The organism is Blautia hydrogenotrophica DSM 10507, from assembly GCF_034356035.1.
In the GTDB taxonomy this organism is placed as follows: domain Bacteria; phylum Bacillota; class Clostridia; order Lachnospirales; family Lachnospiraceae; genus Blautia_A; species Blautia_A hydrogenotrophica.
In genome coordinates this window covers 2184053-2205160 of record NZ_CP136423.1, presented here as the reverse complement: position 1 = coordinate 2205160, position 21108 = coordinate 2184053, and the positions used below count along the sequence as shown (strand labels likewise).

23 protein-coding genes are annotated in these 21108 nt (G+C 45.5%); all 23 read left to right on the top strand.

The window, feature by feature from the left end:
- The first annotated feature begins 23 nt into the window (after nt 1–23).
- The 23 genes from BLHYD_RS10305 (at nt 24) to BLHYD_RS10195 (ending at nt 20853) form a co-directional block, all read left to right on the top strand.
- Nucleotides 24–542, top strand: coding sequence for a stage III sporulation protein AB (locus tag BLHYD_RS10305; RefSeq protein WP_005948724.1), 519 nt, complete (start codon nt 24–26; stop codon nt 540–542).
- 16 nt (nt 543–558) lie between these two features.
- Nucleotides 559–753: a stage III sporulation protein AC gene (gene spoIIIAC, locus BLHYD_RS10300; protein ID WP_005948726.1), complete on the top strand. Its 195-nt coding sequence runs from the start codon at nt 559–561 to the stop codon at nt 751–753.
- A 28-nt stretch (nt 754–781) separates the two neighbouring features.
- On the top strand, nt 782–1168 hold the full coding sequence (locus BLHYD_RS10295; RefSeq protein ID WP_005948727.1) for a SpoIIIAC/SpoIIIAD family protein: 387 nt from the start codon (nt 782–784) through the stop codon (nt 1166–1168).
- Nucleotides 1165–2376, top strand: a complete 1212-nt coding sequence (locus tag BLHYD_RS10290) for a stage III sporulation protein AE (protein ID WP_005948729.1) — start codon at nt 1165–1167, stop codon at nt 2374–2376. Before BLHYD_RS10295 ends, BLHYD_RS10290 begins: the two co-directional genes overlap by 4 nt.
- A complete protein-coding gene (locus BLHYD_RS10285; RefSeq protein WP_005948731.1) occupies nt 2373–2873 on the top strand; it encodes a stage III sporulation protein AF in 501 nt (166 codons plus the stop codon). Before BLHYD_RS10290 ends, BLHYD_RS10285 begins: the two co-directional genes overlap by 4 nt.
- Nucleotides 2815–3273 (top strand): hypothetical protein, encoded by a 459-nt coding sequence (locus BLHYD_RS10280; RefSeq protein ID WP_021845637.1) that lies wholly within the window; start codon nt 2815–2817, stop codon nt 3271–3273. The genes BLHYD_RS10285 and BLHYD_RS10280 overlap by 59 nt, the downstream gene beginning before the upstream one ends.
- Nucleotides 3274–3284: 11 nt before the next feature.
- Nucleotides 3285–4085 (top strand): SpoIIIAH-like family protein, encoded by an 801-nt coding sequence (locus tag BLHYD_RS10275; protein ID WP_005948735.1) that lies wholly within the window; start codon nt 3285–3287, stop codon nt 4083–4085.
- A gap of 80 nt (nt 4086–4165) precedes the next feature.
- Complete coding sequence (locus tag BLHYD_RS10270) at nt 4166–5758, top strand: peptide chain release factor 3 (RefSeq protein WP_005948736.1); 1593 nt, start codon at nt 4166–4168, stop codon at nt 5756–5758.
- A gap of 88 nt (nt 5759–5846) precedes the next feature.
- Nucleotides 5847–6233 carry an Asp23/Gls24 family envelope stress response protein gene (locus BLHYD_RS10265; RefSeq protein WP_005948738.1) on the top strand — a complete coding sequence of 129 codons (387 nt, stop codon included), beginning with the start codon at nt 5847–5849 and terminating at the stop codon, nt 6231–6233.
- A 51-nt stretch (nt 6234–6284) separates the two neighbouring features.
- Complete coding sequence (nusB, locus tag BLHYD_RS10260) at nt 6285–6692, top strand: transcription antitermination factor NusB (protein WP_021845638.1); 408 nt, start codon at nt 6285–6287, stop codon at nt 6690–6692.
- Nucleotides 6689–7909: an exodeoxyribonuclease VII large subunit gene (gene xseA / locus BLHYD_RS10255; protein WP_005948742.1), complete on the top strand. Its 1221-nt coding sequence runs from the start codon at nt 6689–6691 to the stop codon at nt 7907–7909. Before nusB ends, xseA begins: the two co-directional genes overlap by 4 nt.
- Nucleotides 7902–8135: an exodeoxyribonuclease VII small subunit gene (gene xseB / locus BLHYD_RS10250; RefSeq protein WP_005948744.1), complete on the top strand. Its 234-nt coding sequence runs from the start codon at nt 7902–7904 to the stop codon at nt 8133–8135. Before xseA ends, xseB begins: the two co-directional genes overlap by 8 nt.
- Entirely contained in the window at nt 8125–9012 is an 888-nt protein-coding gene (locus BLHYD_RS10245; RefSeq protein WP_005948746.1) for a polyprenyl synthetase family protein, read from the top strand. The genes xseB and BLHYD_RS10245 overlap by 11 nt, the downstream gene beginning before the upstream one ends.
- Before the next feature lie 10 nt (nt 9013–9022).
- Nucleotides 9023–10879, top strand: coding sequence for a 1-deoxy-D-xylulose-5-phosphate synthase (dxs, locus tag BLHYD_RS10240; RefSeq protein ID WP_005948748.1), 1857 nt, complete (start codon nt 9023–9025; stop codon nt 10877–10879).
- The gene (locus BLHYD_RS10235; protein WP_005948750.1) at nt 10876–11682 is read left to right on the top strand and encodes a TlyA family RNA methyltransferase; all 807 of its coding nucleotides are present in this window, start codon (nt 10876–10878) and stop codon (nt 11680–11682) included. Before dxs ends, BLHYD_RS10235 begins: the two co-directional genes overlap by 4 nt.
- Before the next feature lie 11 nt (nt 11683–11693).
- Nucleotides 11694–12554, top strand: coding sequence for an NAD(+)/NADH kinase (locus BLHYD_RS10230; RefSeq protein ID WP_005948752.1), 861 nt, complete (start codon nt 11694–11696; stop codon nt 12552–12554).
- An 11-nt stretch (nt 12555–12565) separates the two neighbouring features.
- Complete coding sequence (gene argR, locus BLHYD_RS10225; RefSeq protein WP_005948754.1) at nt 12566–13024, top strand: arginine repressor; 459 nt, start codon at nt 12566–12568, stop codon at nt 13022–13024.
- 9 nt (nt 13025–13033) lie between these two features.
- Nucleotides 13034–14725 (top strand): DNA repair protein RecN, encoded by a 1692-nt coding sequence (gene recN, locus BLHYD_RS10220; RefSeq protein ID WP_005948756.1) that lies wholly within the window; start codon nt 13034–13036, stop codon nt 14723–14725.
- Nucleotides 14726–14821: 96 nt separating this feature from the next.
- The gene (gene spoIVB / locus BLHYD_RS10215; RefSeq protein WP_260784939.1) at nt 14822–16024 is read left to right on the top strand and encodes a SpoIVB peptidase; all 1203 of its coding nucleotides are present in this window, start codon (nt 14822–14824) and stop codon (nt 16022–16024) included.
- 456 nt (nt 16025–16480) lie between these two features.
- Complete coding sequence (spo0A, locus tag BLHYD_RS10210; protein WP_005948496.1) at nt 16481–17287, top strand: sporulation transcription factor Spo0A; 807 nt, start codon at nt 16481–16483, stop codon at nt 17285–17287.
- A gap of 86 nt (nt 17288–17373) precedes the next feature.
- Nucleotides 17374–18819: a glycogen synthase GlgA gene (gene glgA, locus BLHYD_RS10205; protein WP_005948497.1), complete on the top strand. Its 1446-nt coding sequence runs from the start codon at nt 17374–17376 to the stop codon at nt 18817–18819.
- Between the two features lie 487 nt (nt 18820–19306).
- Nucleotides 19307–20365: a recombinase RecA gene (gene recA, locus BLHYD_RS10200; RefSeq protein WP_005948498.1), complete on the top strand. Its 1059-nt coding sequence runs from the start codon at nt 19307–19309 to the stop codon at nt 20363–20365.
- Nucleotides 20366–20367: 2 nt separating this feature from the next.
- Entirely contained in the window at nt 20368–20853 is a 486-nt protein-coding gene (locus BLHYD_RS10195; protein ID WP_005948499.1) for a regulatory protein RecX, read from the top strand.
- Nucleotides 20854–21108: the final 255 nt, after the last annotated feature.

The following is a 21108-nucleotide window of genomic DNA, read 5'->3' as shown; positions in this document are numbered from 1 at the left end:
ACGGCGGAAGGGGGGACAGGTCTGTGCTGAAAGGAATTGGGATGCTGTTGATTCTGCTGTCAGGGGCAGGGCTTGGATTTTCCAGTGTATTTCAGATGAACCGGCGTCTGAGGGAGCTAAAGAACTTAAGGAGAATGGCTCTTCTCTTGGAAAACGAGATTGGGTGCGCTCACACGGTGCTGGCCCAGGCTTTAGAGCGGACCGGAAGAAAACTGGACGGCGGCTGTGCGGTCTTTGCGAGGGGGTTGGCCAAAAGGCTGCGGTCCGGTTCCGGAAGCTCCATGGAGGTGATGTTCCGGGAACAGGCGGAGGAATACACAAGGAACTGGGAACTAAGCCAAAGAGATTTTGAACTGCTATGCCAGCTTGGGATGCACCTGGGCAGGGAGAGCAGGAAGGTTCAAATAGAACAATTACAGTTGTTTGAAAAAGAGCTGGAACAGGAGATTCTCTCTTTCGAAAAGACGATGCCGGCGAAGCAGAGAATGTATCGGAGCCTGGGAATTCTAGGAGGTCTGTTTTTAGCGATTTTAGTGTTTTAGTGAGAGAAGGAGGACTATGGAAGTCAGTATTATTTTCAAAATCGCAGCAGTGGGCATCCTGGTCTCCGTGCTGACACAGGTATTAAAACACAGCGGAAGGGAAGAACAGGCTTTTTTGACCAGCCTGGCAGGTCTTTTAATCGTTTTGTTTTGGATACTTCCCTATATCTATGAATTGTTTGAAGACATTCAGAAATTGTTTTTATTGTAGGAAGCCTGCTGCTGAAAAAGGGGGAAACGTGGAAGTAATCAAAATCTCTGTCCTGGGGATTGCCGGAGTTTTGCTGGGGTATCTGATGAAGAACACCAGACCGGAGTTCTCAGGATATCTGACTTTAGGCATGGGAATTTTGATCTTGTCTTTGGCGGTAGGTAAATTGGACTACTTGTTTGCCTCGCTGGAAAAGATACGGTCTTACATACCCATTGACAGTACTTACATGGCTGCGATACTGAAGATGATAGGAATTACTTATATTGGACAATTTTCTTCCGGTATTTGCAAAGATGCGGGTTACTCCGCCATTGCTGGACAGATTGAACTTTTTTGTAAGTTGGCAATTATGGCAGTCAGTATGCCGATTTTGCTGGCTTTGTTGGAGACAATTCAGGATTTTATGACATGAACAGAGCAAAGAAGAGCGCCTGGGGCGGCAAGAAAAAAATAAAAAAGATCAGTTTGGGGATTTTTCTGCTTCTCTGTTTTCTCTGCTGTACAGTGAGTGTCAAGGCTCAGGAGGAGCCCTCAGACGAGGAAAACAGCGGGCTGGCGGAGGAGGAGACGAGCCGTCTGATGTCAGATTTGGATTTGGATGAGCTTCAGGAAGTAATGGACAACCTGCTGGAGGAAAGAACTTTTTCTTTCACGGAGATGATGGGAAAGCTCATGAATGGCGAGATCAGTCTGGATGGAGATACGATTGTAGTTTTTTTAAGAGAGATTTTCATTGAACAGTTTGCCAGAGAAAAAACCATTCTCTTACAAATTTTTCTGTTGGTGCTGATAGCAGCAGTCTTTTCAAATTTTACAAGCATGTTTGAAAATGGACAAATTGGAGAGATCAGTTTTTATGTGATCTATCTGCTACTGTTTGTGCTTCTGATGGAGTCTTTTCAGAATATGAGCAGCCAGCTGGAAGACAGTCTGCGGGCAGTAGTCACATTTATGCAGGGATTGGCGCCAGCTTATTTTCTGGCGGTGGCAGCTTCTAACGGGGCAACGACTGCGGCAGTTTTTTATGAGATGGTTTTGCTGCTGGTCTGGCTGATTCAGTGGCTAATGATTACCTTTGTGCTGCCGGCGGCGAATTTGTGCGTGCTTCTGAATATGGTGAACCATCTCTCGAAGGAGGATTTGCTGAGCAAATTGGCAGACTTATTGAGGACTTTGGTAGACTGGTCACTGAAGACAATGCTGGGAGTAGTGGCGGGAATGCAGATTGTGCAGTCCTTGGTCGCGCCGGTGATTGATTCGTTGAAGAGAAGTGCCATTGGCAAGACTGCCAGTGCCCTGCCAGGTGTAGGCAATGCGTTTAACGCGGTCACAGAAATTGTGGTGACTGCTGCTGTGCTGGTGCGCAACTGTCTGGGTGTCACTTTTGTGATTATCCTGTTGATCTGGGGGCTGACACCGATCATACAGTATGGACTGATGTCTTTGACTTATCGGTTGATGTCGGCTTTGACGCAGCCAGTGTCTGATCCTAGGATGGTAGGTTGTCTAAGTATCATGGGAGATGGCTGTGCTCTGCTTTTGAGAATTTTGTTGACCACTCAGGTGTTGTGCATGGTTACGGTGGTGATTTTGGCTGTCACTTTTGGAGGAAGCGGATGAGGGAGACAATCTATGAGTGGATGAAAAATCTTGCAGTGTTTTATCTGTTTTTTACGGCTGTGATGAATTTTCTTCCTGATGGAAAATACAACAAGTATATCCGACACTTTCTGGGACTGCTATTGATTCTGCTGTTGATTACACCGATCTTACAGATTTTTCGGCTGAAAGATCTGGTGGACCGTAACTTTATGGCAAACAGTATGAAAGAGGAACTGTGGGAGAAGGCCTGGGATTTGGAACATTCACAAGAGGATTATCTCTATGAGCAGTATGAAAGAGAACTAGAAGAACAGATACGACAGATCATGGTAAAGATGGAGGCGTATCCCAGAATGGTAGAAGTCACTTTGGACAAAGGGGAAGAAGTGGAAATTGCAAAGATCAAGGTGACGGTGAAAGAGGCATGCAGCCAGGAGAAAAAGGAGGCGGTGGCGGATGAGCTGGAGCGGATTTACGAAATCCCAGGAGAAAGGCTCCAAATTCTCTCTGGGTAAAATCACGAAGCAGCAATGGCTGGTGCTTTTGCTGGTGGGAGTCTTGCTTGCTGTTATGGCTCTGCCGGTGAAAAAGAATGAGACAAATGTTCAGGATTCTTCCAACATGACTTGGACCAAGACAGATCAAGGCAGCAGTCTTACTCAGAAAGAACGGATGGAGCGTCAGTTGGAGGAAACCTTGTCCCAGGTGGAAGGAGTAGGCGAAGTGAAGGTGATGCTCTCTGTTCAGGAGAAGACTGCTGAATTTTATGGGGATGAAGAGGCTCCACAAGTGGAAGGAGTAGTGATTGTGGCCGAAGGAGTCGGAAATTCTGTGGTGGAAAGAAACATTCAGCAGGCAGTAATGGCATTATTTCCAGTGGAAGCCCATAAAATAAAAATAATGAAAATGATATAAGGAGAGGGCAAGTGAAGAAAGTATTCAAAAAAAATCAAGTCATTATTACCGGTCTGGCTTTGTTGATCGCGGTGGCGGGATATCTGAATTTTGCCAATGTGGATCTCGGCTTCGATAAAGATCAGGAGGCCAGCAGCGACAATAGTATACTGGAAGAGGTGGAAAATCTGGATTACGATATTGGAGACAGCACGGTAATGGAAGAAAACGCAAAGAGTACCGCTGCCCAGGATGAGGAGACAGCTGGCGAAGAAGCGGTGGATTCCACAGAGGTAGCGGATGCCACAGAGGTCACAGATGCGGTGGATGAGACGGGAAGTATGGATACAGAGACACCAGGAGAGGCGGTGCTGACAGGAGCGTCCAATTTCGCGGCGCAGGCTAAAATCACACGGGAACAGGTGAGAGCACAAAATAAAGAGGATTTGCAGAAAATTATTGACAATGAACAAATCTCTGAGACAGAAAAGCAACAGGCCATCGACAGCCTAGTAGCCATGACTGAGCTGGCAGAGAAGGAGACGGCCGCAGAGATGCTTTTGGAAGCAAAAGGGTTTGTGGACGCGATTGTGAATCTGACAGGGGAGACGGCTGATGTGGTGGTTTCCAATTCTCAACTAGGGGATGACCAAAGAGCGCAGATTGAGGATATTGTACAGCGGAAAACTGGTGTGGGAGCAGAGCAGATTGTGATTACTTCTTCTAATGTGGACGCTGAATCCAGTGAGGATACTCAGACAGAGGAAAGCTCGCAGACGGAGGAGAGTACTCAGACGGAGGACACTGCACAGAGCGAAGAGCAGCAGGAATAGGACCTTGACAGTGTCATGCAGGTATAATAGAATGAATACGTTGTGTTTTGCGAAGAATTGGTAAATACAGGAGGTATATCGTGTCTCAGTATACGAAAGAAATAGAAAAAAGACGTACATTTGCGATTATTTCCCATCCAGACGCTGGAAAAACCACTTTGACGGAAAAGTTTCTCCTGTACGGAGGTGCCATCAATCTGGCAGGTTCCGTGAAAGGAAAAGCTACGGCGAGACATGCGGTCTCGGACTGGATGGAGATCGAGAAGGAGAGGGGAATTTCGGTCACCTCTTCCGTTTTGCAGTTTCACTATGATGACTACTGCATAAACATATTGGATACTCCGGGGCATCAGGATTTCTCGGAGGACACATATCGTACCTTGATGGCAGCGGATTCCGCAGTGATGGTCATTGATGGTTCTAAGGGAGTAGAGGCGCAGACCAGAAAACTTTTTAAAGTTTGTGTAATGCGCCATATTCCCATCTTTACGTTTATCAACAAGATGGACCGGGACGCCAATGACACCTTTGAGCTGTTGGACGAGATTGAAAAGGAGCTTGGAATTGCCACCTGTCCCATAAATTGGCCGATTGGTTCAGGAAAAAATTTTCGAGGCGTGTATGACAGAAATACCAGAAAGGTTTTGACTTTCAGCGACACGCAGAAAGGGACGAAGGAGGGAGTTGAGGAAGAAATTTCTGTGGACGACTCCCGTTTAGACGAAGTGATTTCCCAGGAACAAAAGGAGCAGTTATTGGAGGAGATTGAACTTTTGGACGGGGCCAGCGCGGAATTTGACCAGGAACAGGTCAGCCAAGGAAAATTGTCGCCAGTGTTTTTTGGCTCCGCGCTGACAAACTTTGGAGTGGAGACTTTTCTGAAGCACTTTTTGAAGATGACTACCTCCCCTCTGCCGAGACTGGCAGACTGTGGGGTGGTTGACCCGATGGAGGAAGATTTTTCTGCGTTTGTCTTTAAAATCCAGGCGAATATGAATAAGAATCACAGAGACCGTATTGCATTTATGCGTATCTGTTCTGGCAAATTTGAGGCGTCCAGGGAAGTGTACCACGTGCAAGGAGAAAAAAAGATGCGTCTGTCACAGCCGCAGCAGCTGATGGCTCAGGACAGGCATGTGGTGGAGGAGGCTTACGCAGGCGATATCATTGGCGTGTTTGACCCGGGTATTTTTTCAATAGGAGATACAGTCTGCGCGCCGGGGAAGAAGTTTGCCTACGAGGGAATCCCGACTTTCGCTCCGGAACATTTCGCCAGGGTACGGCAGATGGATACCATGAAGAGAAAGCAGTTTGTAAAAGGGATTAATCAGATTGCCCAGGAGGGTGCGATTCAGATTTTCCAGGAATTCAATACAGGTATGGAGGAGATCATTGTAGGTGTTGTCGGCGTTTTGCAGTTTGATGTCCTGAAATACCGCCTGAAAAATGAGTATAATGTGGAGATACTTTTGGAAAACTTGCCATATGAGCATATTCGGTGGATTGAGAACAAGGACGAGGTGGATGTGCGCAGATTGACGGGCACTTCGGATATGAAAAAGGTGACGGATTTGAAAGGAAATCCGCTTTTGCTGTTCATTAATTCTTGGAGTGTAGGTATGACTTTGGACAGAAATGAGGGGCTGGTTCTCTCAGAGTTCAGTCGAAATTAATCCAGGAAAGCCCTTTTATTTTCAGATAAGTTTTGATATAATAAAAAAAATGAATCATCAGATTGAAGAACCGTAGGAGGGTCTTATTATGGCAGAGAAGAGAAACACATATAAGATACAGGAACTAGATGGAAGCGGGGAAGTCTACATTGCTGATGAAGTAGTGGCGATCATCGCAGGGCTGGCGGCAACGGAGGTAGAAGGGGTCGCGTCCATGGCCGGGAACATCACCAACGAGCTGGTGGGAAAACTGGGAATGAAGAATCTGTCTAAAGGTGTGAAGGTAAATGTCCTGGAGAACGTGGTTACGGTGGATCTGGCTCTGAATATTGCTTACGGGAAGAACATACTCGAGACCAGTAAGACGGTACAGGAAAAGGTAAAGGCGGCTATCGAGAATATGACGGGGCTCGAGGTTGCGGATGTGAATATCCGAATTGCAAGTGTCGATATGGAGAACGAAAAAGGAAAGTAACCCTTTCCTTTTTTGTGTTACATGAAAGCAACAGATACAGGAGGAAATCCCATGGGGAGAAGTAAGATCAGGGAGCACATTTTTAAGCTCCTTTTTATGAGTCAGTTTAATACGGAGGAGGAAATGCCGCAGCAGCTGACAATCTATTTCAATGAACTGGAAGAGTTGGATGAAAGTGACCGCGCATATATGCAGGAAAAATATGAGCAGGTGATCTCACATTTGAAGGAAATTGACGAACTGCTCAACCAACTGTCAAAGGGATGGAAGACCAGCCGTATGGCCAGAGTGGACTTGACAGCGCTGCGTCTTTCCGTCTATGAGCTGAAATATGAGGAAGAGATTCCCACGAAGGTATCCATCAATGAAGCTGTGGAGCTTGCAAAGAGATTCGGTGGTGAGGATTCCTTTGCGTTTGTCAACGGAATTCTTGGTAGAGTGGCGAAAGAATTGAGATGAACAGTATCTATTCCGTAGGACAGGTAAACAACTACATCAAAAATATGTTTACGCAGGATTTCATGCTCAGCAGAATTTCTGTAAAAGGAGAGGTATCCAACTGTAAATATCATACGTCCGGACACATCTATTTTTCCCTGAAAGATGAGACTGGAACGATTGCCTGTGTGATGTTCGCAGGTCAGAGACGAGGACTAGGCTTCGCCATGAAAAACGGAGATAAGGTTGTGGTGAGCGGCAGCGTGAACGTCTATGAGAGAGATGGAAAATACCAGCTCTACGCCAGACAGATTCAGTTAGAAGGAGCAGGGTTGCTCTATGAACGGTTTTTGGCTCTGAAAAGAGAATTGGAAGAGATGGGGATGTTTGCACCTGAGTACAAACAGCCGATTCCCAGATTCATACGCACTCTGGGTGTGGTGACGGCACCTACCGGGGCTGCGATTCAGGACATTCGGAACATTTCATATAGAAGAAATCCCTATCTTCAAATTATTCTGTATCCGGCTCTGGTTCAGGGAGCTGGCGCGAAAGAGAGTATTGTAAAGGGAATTCAGACTTTAGACAGGCTGGGTGTAGACGTGATGATCGTAGGCAGAGGCGGCGGATCTATTGAGGATTTATGGGCTTTTAACGAGGAGGAAGTCGCCCGCGCAATTTTTGAATGCACAACCCCAGTGATATCGGCAGTGGGACATGAGACAGATGTGACGATTGCAGACTATGTGGCAGATTTGCGGGCTCCCACGCCGTCAGCGGCTGCGGAACTGGCAGTGGATGATTACCGTGGATTTCTGGGACAATTGGCGGAGTACGAAAGCAGATTGGAGCGTGGATTACTGGGGCGCCTGACGCTTTTAAAAAGCCGCTTGGAACAGTATAAGATTCGTATGGGTTTTTTGAGTCCTAGGCAGCAGATTTTGGAGAGAAGGCAGTATCTGGCAGATATCCAGGAGAAGATTGAGAACGGTATGAAGCAGAAAATCAAAGACTCCAGACATGAGCTTCAGGTTTATGCCCAACGGCTTTACGGTTGCTCTCCGCTGAAAAAGCTGACCCAGGGATTTTCGTTTGTCACAGATGAAAATGGACATGGCATTCATCGAGTTGAGCAGGTGAAACCGCTGGATGCTATTCGAATTCAGGTGACTGACGGAGAGATTCAGGCACAGGTGACCGGGAGCAGTCTGGTAGACAGGGAGAAATGGAATGTGTAAGAAAGACGAGCAAGAGACAAAGGAAACTATATTGACGATAGAGGAAGCATTTGAAAGGCTGGATGCATTGACACAAAAGCTAGAGAATGGTCAGACCTCTTTGGAGGAGTCTTTTGCAGTGTATCAGGAGGGAATCAAGCTGTTGAAATACTGCAATGGAAAGATCGACCGGGTGGAGAAGAAGATGCTTCAGATAGATGAGGATGGAGTAATCAGTGAATTTTAAAGAAGAATTAAATTTAAAAACACAGGAGATAGAACAGCTGATTCGGCGCTATCTTCCAAAGGAGGAAGGATTTGCCAGCACTTTGGCAAGGGCGATGAACTATAGTATGCTGGCTGGAGGAAAAAGACTGAGGCCGCTGATGATGCAGGAAGTCTATCGGATGTTCGGGGGAACGCAAAGAGTGATCGAGCCGTTCATGGTGGCTATGGAAATGATTCATACGCATTCTCTGATTCATGATGATCTTCCTGCTCTGGACAACGATGAGTACCGTCGTGGAAGAGAGACGACTTGGAAGGTATTCGGAGAGGATATGGGAGTGATAAGTGGAGCAGCGCTCTTGAATTATGCCTATGAAGTGGCATTGTCTGGATTTGAGCTGACAGACCGTACAGAGCGGGTGGTACTGGCCCTTAGGGTTCTAGCCGCGAAAACCGGAATGTATGGGATGCTGGGAGGGCAGAGTGTGGACGTGGAAAATGACAGAAAACCTCTGGATCTTCAGCTCTTGGATTATATTTATGAGAACAAAACATCGGCGCTGATGGAAGCCTCTATGATGGTAGGGGCTATTCTTGCAGGAGCTGAGAACACGAAAATCCGCCAGGTGGAGAAGGCTGCGGGCTGTGTGGGACTGGCATTTCAGATCGAAGACGATATTTTGGATGTGACTAGCACACAGGAAGAGTTGGGAAAACCGATTCACAGTGATGAAAAAAATCATAAGACGACCTATGTGACACTAAAAGGTATTGAGAATGCGCAAAGAGAAGTGGAACGATTATCCCAGGAGGCAATTGAAACTTTTGACGGTTTGGAAGAAAAAAATGAATTTTTGCGGACTTTGATACAGGAGTTGGTAAACCGCAAGAAATAGAGGGGTACTTATGATTCTGGAAAAAATAAACAAAGCGAATGATCTGCACAGAATTCCTCTGGCAGAGTTTCCAGAACTGGCAGAAGAAATCCGTCAGTTTCTCATTGAGAGTGTGAGTAAGACAGGAGGACATTTAGCGTCCAACCTAGGAGCAGTGGAGCTGACTTTGGCTTTACACAATGTGTTGGAATTTCCGGAGGATAAACTGATCTGGGATGTGGGGCATCAAGCCTACACTCATAAAATTCTCACAGGCCGCAAAAATCTATTCTCAAGTTTGAGACAGGAGGGCGGCCTCAGTGGCTTTCCAAAGAGAAATGAGAGTGCGTGTGACTCGTTTGATACGGGACACAGTTCGAATTCTCTGTCGGCGGGGCTAGGCTATGTACGGGCGAGAGATTTAAGGGGAGAGAATTACCGAGTAGTCTCTGTAATCGGAGACGGAGCTCTGACAGGTGGAATGGCCTATGAGGCGCTGAACAATGCAGCAGAATTAAAGACAAATTTTATGATTGTGCTGAATGATAATACCATGTCCATTTCTAAAAATGTAGGAGGCATCTCTTCCTATCTGAGTGCAGTTCGGACTGCGCAGTCTTACACAGGACTGAAGCTGAGTGTGACGAATTCTCTAAAAAAAATACCGAGAGTGGGGGAGCAGCTTGTGGACGCGGTCCGTAGGACAAAGACCAGTATAAAACAACTGTTCATTCCAGGCATGTGGTTTGAAGATATGGGAATTACTTATCTGGGGCCTGCCGACGGGCACGATATGCTTCAGATGATGAAGCTGTTCAATGAGGCAAAACGGGTTCAGGGCCCAGTGCTGGTACATGTGGTCACTGAGAAAGGCCGGGGCTATGAGCCAGCGGTGAGACATCCTGCAAGGTTTCATGGAACTGCTGCCTTCGACATTGGGACGGGGCTGCCCTTAAAGAAGGGAAAGCCTACGTATACGGATATTTTTTCCACTGTGATGAGAAAGATGGGAGATCGGGAAAAAAATGTAGTGGCGATTACAGCGGCCATGCCCACGGGCACGGGGCTGAAACGTTTTGCCAATATGTTCCCGGAGCGTTTTTTTGATGTGGGAATCGCGGAGAGTCACGCAGTGACTTTTGCTGCAGGGCTGGCTCTAGGAGGGATGGTTCCAGTTTTTGCTGTGTATTCTTCTTTCCTGCAAAGGGCTATAGACCAGGTACTACACGATGTATGTATGCAGAAGCTCCACGTGGTTTTTGCTATTGACCGGGCTGGCCTCGTGGGAAGTGACGGGGAGACGCACAATGGCTGCTTTGATTTAAGTTATCTGTCTATGATGCCGAATATGACCGTGATGGCTCCGAAGAATATCTGGGAACTCTCCGATATGATGAAATATGCGATTCACGCGGATGGCCCTGTTGCTGTGAGATATCCTAGAGGGGAGGCCTACGATGGGCTTCAGGAGTTTCGTGCTCCCATTGAGTGTGGAAAGGCCGAGGTGATCTCGCGGGGAAAAGATGTGGCTTTACTGGCTCTCGGAAGTATGGTAAAGACGGCAGAGCAGGTGTGGAAAGCACTGCAGGAGCAGGGAAAAGATGTGACCTTTGTGAATATGCGTTTTGCGAAGCCCTTTGACCGGGAGTTGCTGGATGATTTAGCACAGGATCACAGACTGATGATTACAATGGAAGAGAACAATCAAAGTGGAGGTTTTGGAGAGCAGGTATCCGCCTATCTGAACGGCAAGTATTCCCAGATAAAAGTCAGGATATTGGCTATTCAGGACCACTTTGTGGAGCATGGAAATGTGGAAAAATGGAAGAAAGAATTGGGACTGGACGCGCAGTCCGTTCTGAAAATCATTGAGGATAATACAAGATGAAGGAACGCTTAGATGTTTTATTGGTCAAGAGAAATCTTGCGGTTTCCCGGGAAAAGGCAAAAGCGGTAATTATGGCCGGAGAGGTCTATGTGGACGGGCAGAAAGAAGACAAGGCAGGTTCGATGTTTCAGGACAGTGTTCACATTGAAGTTCGGGGAAATACACTGCCTTACGTCAGTAGAGGTGGGCTGAAGCTGGAAAAGGCCATGACCCATTTCGGTGTCAGCCTAGAAGGAAAGGTGTGCCTGGATGTGGGAGCCTCCACAGGCGGTTTTACAGACTGTATGCTTCAGAATGGGGCAAAGAGGGTCTATGCCATCGATGTGGGGCACGGACAGCTGGATTGGAAGCTGCGAAATGACCCAAGAGTGGTCTGCATGGAGAAGACGAACATTCGGTATGTCGTACCGGATGACATCGGGGAACAGGCGGACTTTTCCTCCATTGATGTGTCTTTTATCTCTCTGACTAAGGTGTTACTCCCGGTGAGGGAGCTGTTAGGAGAGGGAGGAGAGATTGTCTGTCTAATTAAACCGCAGTTCGAGGCGGGAAGAGAGAAGGTAGGGAAAAAAGGCGTGGTCAGAGACCCTGCGGTTCATCTGGAAGTTATTGAGAAGATCGTTGATTATGCGAAGTCAATTTCTTTTGAGATCTTGAACCTGGAATTTTCTCCAATTAAAGGCCCAGAAGGGAATATTGAGTATTTGCTCTATCTGCGAAGATTGAAAGAAGGGCAGGAGTCTGAAAGGATGGTTTTCGAATCCGCACAGATTGTAAAGAAAGCCCACGAGACACTCATGTAAGGAAGAAGCCAATGGACAGATTTTTTATCATAACCAACAATCAAAAAGATGTAGGACTGGTGATTACAGATAAGATTCGGCAGTATTTGGAACACCATGGCAGAACCTGTCAGATTCAGATCGCCGGTGAGAAAAAGGAAGGACCGTATCATTACACAAACCCGGATAAAATTCCAGATGACACGGACTGTATCATAGTACTGGGCGGAGACGGAACTCTTCTTCAAGCAGCCAGAGATGTGGTACACAAAGGGATTCCGTTGTTGGGAATCAACCTTGGAACTTTAGGGTTTCTCGCAGAAGTAGATCGGCAGAATTTATATCCAGCTTTGGATAAGTTGATGGCTGACGAGTATTCCATTGATGAGCGGATGATGCTGATTGGCCGAGCATTTCATGAGGGGGAGCTGATTGGAGAGGATATCGCTTTAAATGATATTGTAATTAGCCGTGAAGGACGTTTAAGAGTTCTGAAATTCATCAATTATGTAAATGGAGAGTATCTCAATGTGTACAATGCTGATGGTGTGATTGTGTCTACGCCTACGGGCTCCACTGGTTATAGTCTGTCAGCAGGGGGGCCGATTGTCTCTCCTAGCGCTTCTATGATGATTATGACACCGCTAGCTCCGCATACGTTGAACTCCCGCAGTGTGGTTTTTTCACCTGGAGACGTACTGTGTGTGGAGGTTGGCGAGGGAAGGAAGGTCAGTGAAGAACAGGCAATCGTATCTTTTGACGGGGATACGATGCTTCGAATGGTGACTAAAGACAAACTGATTATTGAGAAGGCGAATGTAAAGACTCGGATTGTGAGACTGAGTAATCTGAGCTTTGTGGAAGTTTTGCGCAAGAAGATGCGTAACCATTAGGAGGTCCTGTGATGAAGATAGAAAGACATGCGAAGATTATTGAGCTGATTCATGAGTATGAGATCGAGACGCAGGAGGAATTGGCGGCACACTTGAATCAAGCCGGATATTCTGTGACCCAGGCTACGATTTCTAGAGACATCAGGGAATTGAATTTAACGAAAGTTACAGGGAAGAGCGGGCGCTCCCACTATGAGGTTTTACATAATTCCAGGCAGAATCTCAGCGAGAAATATTCCAGAGTTTTAAGAGACGCGTTTCTCTCCATGGATATGGCACAGAATATTCTGGTGATTAAGACAGTACCTGGGATGGCTATGGCTGTGGGGGCAGCGCTGGATGAACTGAATTGGAAAGAGATTGTAGGGTGTATTGCCGGTGACGATACAATTATGTGTGCAATCAAAACGGCGGACGACACTCTTTTGATTATGGAACGTCTGCGTAAAATACTGGAAGAGTTAGGATAAGGTGATGCAATGTTAATACATCTTCATGTGAAAAATCTGGCATTGATTGAGGAAGCTGAGGTGGATTTTGGTCCAGGCTTGAATATTCTGACCGGAGAGACGGGAGCAGGAAAGTCTATTCTTCTAGGGTCCATGCAGTTGATTTTAGGCAGCAAAATGTCAAAAGAAATGATTCGTGAGAAATCGTCACATGCGCTGGTGGAGTTGCTGTTTCAGATAGAGAATCCGCAGGTGGAGAGAAAACTGGCGGAAATGGATATCTCTGTGGAGGATGGACAGGTTTTGCTCTCGCGTAAGATTATGGAAGGGCGCAGTGTGAATAAAATAAATGGACAGACTTGTACTGTGAGTCAGATGAAAGAGGCGGCAGGGCTCTTGCTGGACATTCACGGTCAGCATGAACATCAGTCTTTGCTCTATCCCCAAAGGCAGTTGGAAATTTTGGATGCCTATGGAAAAGAGCAGATTGAGCCGTCAAAGCGCAAAGTTCAAGAGGCGTACCAGGAGTATTGTCATATCAGGAAAGAGCTTGCCTCCATGGATATGGACGAGTCTCAGAGAAATCGGGAGCTGTCTCTTTTGGAGTTTCAGCTGGAGGAAATTGAGAAAGCGCAGCTGGTGCCTGGTGAAGACGAGGAGCTGGAACAGAGATACCGGAAGATGAATAACAGTCGGAAAATTGTGGAGGCTCTTCAAACCGTCTACCTTTGTACAGGATATGAGGAGACAGGATGTGTTGGTGAACTGCTAGGAAAAGCACTTCAGGAGATTTCACAAGTTTCCTCTTACGATGAGGAACTATCCCAGATGGAAAAATCTCTGCTGGACATTGACGGATTGTTGAATGATTTTAACCGGGAGCTGTCCTCATATCTGGACAGTTTAGTTTTTGAGGAAGAGGAATTCTATCAGACGGAGCAGAGGCTGGACTTCATTAACAGTTTGAAGGCAAAATATGGAAAGACGTTAGAGAAAATTACTTCTTTTGAGGAAGAACAGCGGAAAAAATTGGAAAAGCTGAGAAAATATCAGGAAAATATCCAGGAATTGAGAGAGAAACTTGAAAAATCTCAGAATAAATTGGAGAAAGTCTCACATGATTTGTCAGCAATTCGGAAACAATATGGACAAAAGCTTTCAGAGGAGATTCGAAACAGTCTGAAAGATCTCAATTTTTTGGAAGTCGATTTTGCAATTGATTTTCGACGGGGAAAAACCTATTCAGCCAACGGCTTCGATGAGATCGAATACGAGATTTCAACAAATCCCGGCGAGCCCAGAAAACCCTTTGGCAAAGTGGTGTCCGGAGGAGAGTTGTCCAGAATTATGCTGGCAATTAAGACGATTCTCGCAGACAGAGACGAGATTGATACTTTGATTTTCGATGAAATTGATACTGGAATCAGTGGACGCACGGCACAGAAAGTCTCCGAGAAAATGGCAATTATTGGAAGAAGACACCAAGTTCTGTGCATCACCCATTTGCCCCAGATTGCAGCGATGGCAGATCGACACTTTGAGATCAGAAAATTAGCCGATCAGTCTGAGACGACGACACAGATTTATGCTTTAGACAAGGAGGCATCTGTTCGAGAGCTGGCGAGGATGTTAGGAGGAGCACAAATTACCGGGCGAGTTATAGAAAATGCCAGAGAGATGAAGGAATTGGCACGACAACAAAAAAATACAAGATTGAAATAATAATTTTATCACATACTAAAAAAGGGTATACCAAGTGTATATCCTTTTTCTTTGTATATAAAAAAGTAAACTTTAGACAAAGGAGGATGTGATAAAATGGCGAGGAAAAAAAGATACCGGCGGCTGATCTATTGTCTTTTAGCTCTGGATTTGCTGGTAATGGGATACCTAGGTTATCGCTATCTTGACCGAAAAATACCTCAGGAACTTCACCTTGTGGAAGGGGAGGAAGAGAAAGTAGAAAGGCTGTTTGATTCTTTTTGGATAAAAAGTGAGGCGTCCATTCCTGCATCGCAAGGTGGCTCTTATACGATTCAGTGTAGTCTGTTTGGGGTGATTCCTTTTAAGGATGTAAAAGTCACTACAGGAAGCCGGGAGAATCTTTGGGTCAGTGGAGAGCCAGTAGGGCTTTATATGGAGACTCAAGGTGTCCTGATTATTGATACCGGAGAGATCGTAGGAAAGGATGGGACTAGCTATGACCCGGCTAAGAACATTGCTCAGGCAGGAGACTACATCGTTGCCTTTAACGATCAAAGAGTGACTTCCAAAAAGGAGCTTGTGGAAGACATCGCCTGTTGTCAGGGAGAGACGGCCACCTTGTCTGTCATACGTCACGGGGAGGAAATACCAATTTGCCTGGAACCAGTGATGGGGGAAGACGGATGCTATAAGCTCGGCATATGGGTCCGCGACAACACGCAAGGAATAGGAACATTGACTTATGTGCGGGAGAATGGAGATTTTGGAGCACTAGGGCATGGGATCAGTGATGTGGACACTGGAGAACTTTTGCACATACAGGATGGTGCCTTGTACCAGACAGAGATTCTAGGAATTCAAAAGGGCAGCAAGGGAAGCCCTGGAGAATTGTCAGGAATTATTCGGTATCAGGATTCCAATCGAGTGGGGAAGATCAGCAAAAATTGTTCCAATGGCATCTATGGTTCGATGGACTCCGATGAGAAAAAAAGGTTTCAGTGGCAGAAGCTGCCGGTTGGCTATAAACAGGACATGAAGCTTGGGGATGCACAGATTCTGTTTGAGTTGGATGGAAAAGTTGAAAAATTTGATGTGGAGATTACGAAGATCGATATGGACCATGAAGACACGAATAAGAGTTTTGTCATTAAAGTCACGGATCCCCGTCTTTTGTCAGCTACAGGGGGAATCGTCCAGGGAATGAGCGGAAGCCCAGTGATTCAGGACGGCAAGGTGGTAGGAGCAGTCACCCATGTTTTTGTTCAGGATTCCAGTACGGGGTATGGAATTTTTATTGAGACCATGCTGAAGCAGTAGAAAAAATCCATGTTGCCCGCCTTGTAAAAATCTGTTTTAATAACCAGAATTTCCGGGAAAACTATAAAAATTAATCTAATTATCACAATATTACGAGTTTTTTATGGGTATTCGGCGATCTATGAGGAAAGAAGTTTTATAATTATGGATTGTTAGAATTTTGATTCCAATATAGTAAAAAAAAGACGAAGAAGCTCGATATAGATATCAAAAAAAAGAATAATTTGTCAAAATATGGGGAACGAAATTAGATCGGAAGTGATATATTCGTCTTGTCTCAGAAGAAGATTCAGTCTATAATAGTGATGTGGTGTAAGGAAACAAGTTTTATAGAGGGCCCATTGTTTCTCATCATGAAGGGATTCCTGCGTTGCCTGTAGAATCAGGGAATGATTTTTGGAATGGAAAGGTTAAAAAGTGGTTTTTGCGTTTTAGAATTTAGGAGGTATTATACCCATGGAAAAATTAAATGTAGCGATAGCAGATGACAATGAGAAGATGGTGGAAATGCTGGGGAAGCTGATCGACGAGGACAACGAATTAGAGCTAGTTGGAAAAGCTCACAATGGAGAAGAGATTTGTAAAATTATTCAGAATAAAGAGCCGGATGTGGTGATTTTGGATATTATTATGCCGAAGGTGGACGGTCTGTCGGTGATGGAGAAAATTCACCATGACAGCAGCCTGAAAAAAGTTCCGTCTTTTATTGTCGTATCGGCTGTCGGACAGGAGAGAATTACGGAGGATGCGTTTAACTTGGGAGCAGATTACTATGTGCTAAAACCCTTTGACACGCAGATGTTGTTAAACCGTATCAAACATATGAGAAATTTTGTCACTAGAAGGAGCAGAGAGATCACAAGAAAAGAAGTGCAGGAGGAAAAATCCGTATATTCTCAGAGAAATTTAGAGACGGATGTGACGAATATCATTCATGAAATCGGAGTTCCGGCTCATATCAAAGGGTATCAGTATCTAAGAGATGCCATTATTCTGTGTGTCAACGATATGGAGATGCTCAATTCTATTACAAAGATTTTGTATCCGACCATTGCCAAAAGACAGCAGACGACGCCAAGTAGAGTGGAACGGGCAATCCGCCATGCGATTGAGGTGGCTTGGAGCCGTGGGAAAATGGACACAATTGATGAATTGTTTGGTTATACGGTCAGCACAGGAAAAGGCAAGCCTACAAATTCAGAATTTATTGCACTGATCGCGGACAAAATACGATTGGAGTACAAAAATCGCTCTTTTCATTGACCGGAGAATAGGATATAATAACAATAATAGAGCGAGTCATTTATAAAAGACAGCGAGAAAATTGTACTACCAAGGAGGGTATACTGATGAAGAAAATTTTATTTGCCACATCGGAAGCAGTACCTTTTATCAAAACTGGTGGATTAGCTGACGTAGCCGGTGCACTTCCTAAATGTTTTGACAAACAGTATTTCGACGTGCGGGTGGTTTTACCGAAATATGCCTGTATGAAACAGGAATGGAAAGATAAAATGCAGTATATGACGCATTTTTATATGGACCTGGGATTTAAAAACTGTTATGTCGGAATTATGCATCTGGAGTACGATGGTATTCAATTTTACTTCATCGACAACGAGTATTATTTCAGTGGACCTAAGCCCTATGACAGTGGCCCTTGGGATTTGGAAAAGTTTGCTTTTTTCTCCAAAGCAGTACTGTCTATCCTGCCGGTGATCGATTTCAGGCCGGATATTATACACTGCCATGACTGGCAGACTGGCTTGGTACCTGTCTATCTGCATGACAGTTTTCAAGCCGGTGAATTCTTCCGAGGTATTAAAACGGTTATGACGATACATAACCTGAAGTTCCAAGGTGTGTGGGATGTAAAGACGGTAAAGGACATTACCGGGCTTTCTGACTATTATTTTACTCCAGATAAGCTTGAGGCTTATAAGGATGCGAATTACCTTAAAGGTGGAATCGTGTTTGCTGACGCGGTGACGACCGTAAGTAATACCTATGCAGAAGAGATTAAGACTCCTTTTTATGGGGAAAGGTTAGAGGGGCTGATGTGTGCCCGCTCCAACAGTCTGAGAGGAATTGTAAATGGAATTGACTATGAAGAGTACAATCCTCAGACAGATCCTTTTATTGCAAAACAGTATAATGCTGTAACGTTTAGAAAAGAAAAAGTAAAAAACAAGTTAGCGCTTCAGAGAGAGCTGGGGTTGGACGAGGACTCCAGTGTGATGATGCTGGGAATTGTCTCGAGACTGACAGACCAGAAAGGGTTTGATCTGATCGCTTATGTTATGGACGAATTGTGTCAGGACGCAGTACAGATTGTGGTGCTGGGTACTGGAGATGAACGATACGAAAATATGTTCCGCCATTTTGACTGGAAGTACCATGGAAAAGTTTCAGCGAATATTTATTATTCAGAGCCGATGTCTCATAAGATTTATGCATCCGCAGATGCATTTTTGATGCCGTCTTTGTTTGAGCCATGTGGTCTGAGTCAGCTGATGAGTCTGCGGTACGGAACCGTTCCGATTGTTCGTGAAACTGGCGGATTAAAAGATACAGTACAGCCGTACAATGAGTATGAGAGTACAGGAACTGGTTTTAGTTTTACAAATTACAATGCCCATGAGATGCTGGGTGTAATCCGCAATGCGGAGAGAATTTATTATGACAAAAAACGAGAGTGGAATAAGATCATTGACCGAGCGATGGCTGCTGATTTTTCATGGAATCATTCCGCTGCTCAGTATGAGGAGATGTATAACTGGCTGATCGGAGAGTAAATGTTGTAATAGTTCAGCCTGACATTGTCCCGTGAGGCGTCACGCTGCATTTGCAGCGGGATCCCGAGAACTGCAGGCGCCAGACTGAGAGAATCGCAGTCTGTGTGCATGCATTTGTGACAGTGAAGCCGAAAGGCTGAACGGTTACTAAATGTCTGATAGCAATAAGGCGCTGGCTGTTGGCCGGCGCCTTATTGTTATCCCTCTGTTCACAGTGATGGCAGTTTGTAATAGTTCAGCCTGACGCTGTCCCGCGAGGCGTTACACTGCATTTGCAGCGGGATCCCGGGGACTGCAGGTGCCAGACTGAGAGAATCGCAGTCTGTGTGCATGCATTTGTGACAGTGAAGCCGAAAGGCTGAACGGTTACGACAGTTTTGACGGATGTCTAAAAAACCGGTTGACATTTCAGAAGATGTGCTTTACTATGGTAGATAGAGGACACGAACACAGGTTCGTATAAAATGAATATTGAAGGAGTACATAGATGAATAACGAACAGAAACAAAAAGCGCTGGAGTCAGCGATTGAAAATATCGAAAAGCAGTATGGCAAGGGAGCTGTCATGAAATTGGGAGAATCTAAGATCAATCACCAGATTGAGACGGTTCCCACGGGCTCTCTGAGTTTGGACATTGCTCTGGGACTTGGCGGAGTGCCGAGGGGAAGAATTTTGGAAGTATATGGTCCAGAATCCAGCGGTAAGACAACAGTGGCACTTCACATGGTGGCTGAGGTACAAAAAAGAGGGGGAATCGCTGGATTTATCGATGCGGAGCATGCGTTGGATCCGGTGTATGCAAAAAACATTGGCGTAGATATTGATAATTTATATATCTCGCAGCCTGACAACGGAGAGCAGGCTTTAGAAATCGCTGAAACTATGGTTCGCTCGGGGGCTGTGGACATTGTAATCGTGGATTCTGTAGCAGCTCTAGTGCCGAAAGCGGAAATTGACGGAGATATGGGAGATTCCCATGTGGGACTACAGGCTAGGTTAATGTCTCAGGCATTGCGGAAACTGACTGCTGTTATCAGCAAATCCAACTGTATTGTACTTTTTATCAATCAGCTCCGTGAAAAAGTCGGTGTAATGTTTGGAAATCCGGAGACGACTACAGGAGGCCGGGCTTTAAAATTTTATTCCTCCATCCGTCTGGAAGTTCGTAAGGGAGAAAGTCTAAAACAAGGCAGTGAATTCGTGGGTAGCCGCACAAAGGTGAAAGTGGTGAAGAATAAGGTGGCACCGCCCTTTAAGACAGCGGAGTTTGATATTATGTTTGGAGAGGGAATCTCTAGAGAAGGAGATGTCTTGGATTTAGCAGCGGCCTGCAATGTGGTGAACAAGAGTGGTGCCTGGTACGCGTATAATGGAGAGAAGATCGGGCAGGGGCGGGAAAATGCAAAAATATACTTAAAAGAACACCCGGAAGTTTTTCAAGAGATTGATCATAAGGTGAGAGTTTTTCACCATTTGTTGGAGGAAGAACCTGTGGGTACAGAAGGCACTAGCTCCCTTGTACCGGATTCTGACAAGGAAGTATAGGAATGATGGAGGAAGAGCAGAGACTTCTGTGCCAGAAAGCTAAGAGAAAGGCGCTGCGTCTTCTGGAACAGAGAGACCGTACAGAACAGAATTTGAGACAGAAACTTGCCCAAAATGGGTATCCGCCAGAGGCAGTGGAGGCAGCGGTGGAGTATGTGAAATCCTTTGGATATGTGGATGATGAACGGTATGCCAGAAATTATCTGACATACCGTCTTCAGACTAAGAGCAAACAAAGGTTGTTTCAGGAGCTGTATCAAAGAGGGATTTCCTATGAAAAGTTGCAGGAGGCGTGGGAAGAAGTGACCACTTATGAAGACGTGGACGAGAAGGCGATGATTCGACGTCAGATTCGCAGAAAATATGCGCCGGGGACGAAATTGGACGAGGTTCATCTGAGACGTCTGTATGGCTTTTTGGCCAGGCGAGGGTTTCAATTCGAGGATATCCGGGCCGTACTGGAAGAGGAAGGGATTGAAAAGGTGTAACAATTCAGTCATAGCAGCTCGGATTAGCTGTTACGAAGCTTATATCGCCGCATATGCGGAGAAATCCTCGCTTATGGCAAGTGCCATATGTCTGATAAGAGCAAAATTCCTCTGCAAGCAAGCTTGCTCCAGATTTTTGCTCTTATCAGTCGCATGGCTGAATAGTTTCGAAAAGGTATAAAATTTGATTAGAAAAACTTGACATAATTCCGAAAACAATATAAACTTGTATTGTTGTGAATGTACAATGAAAAT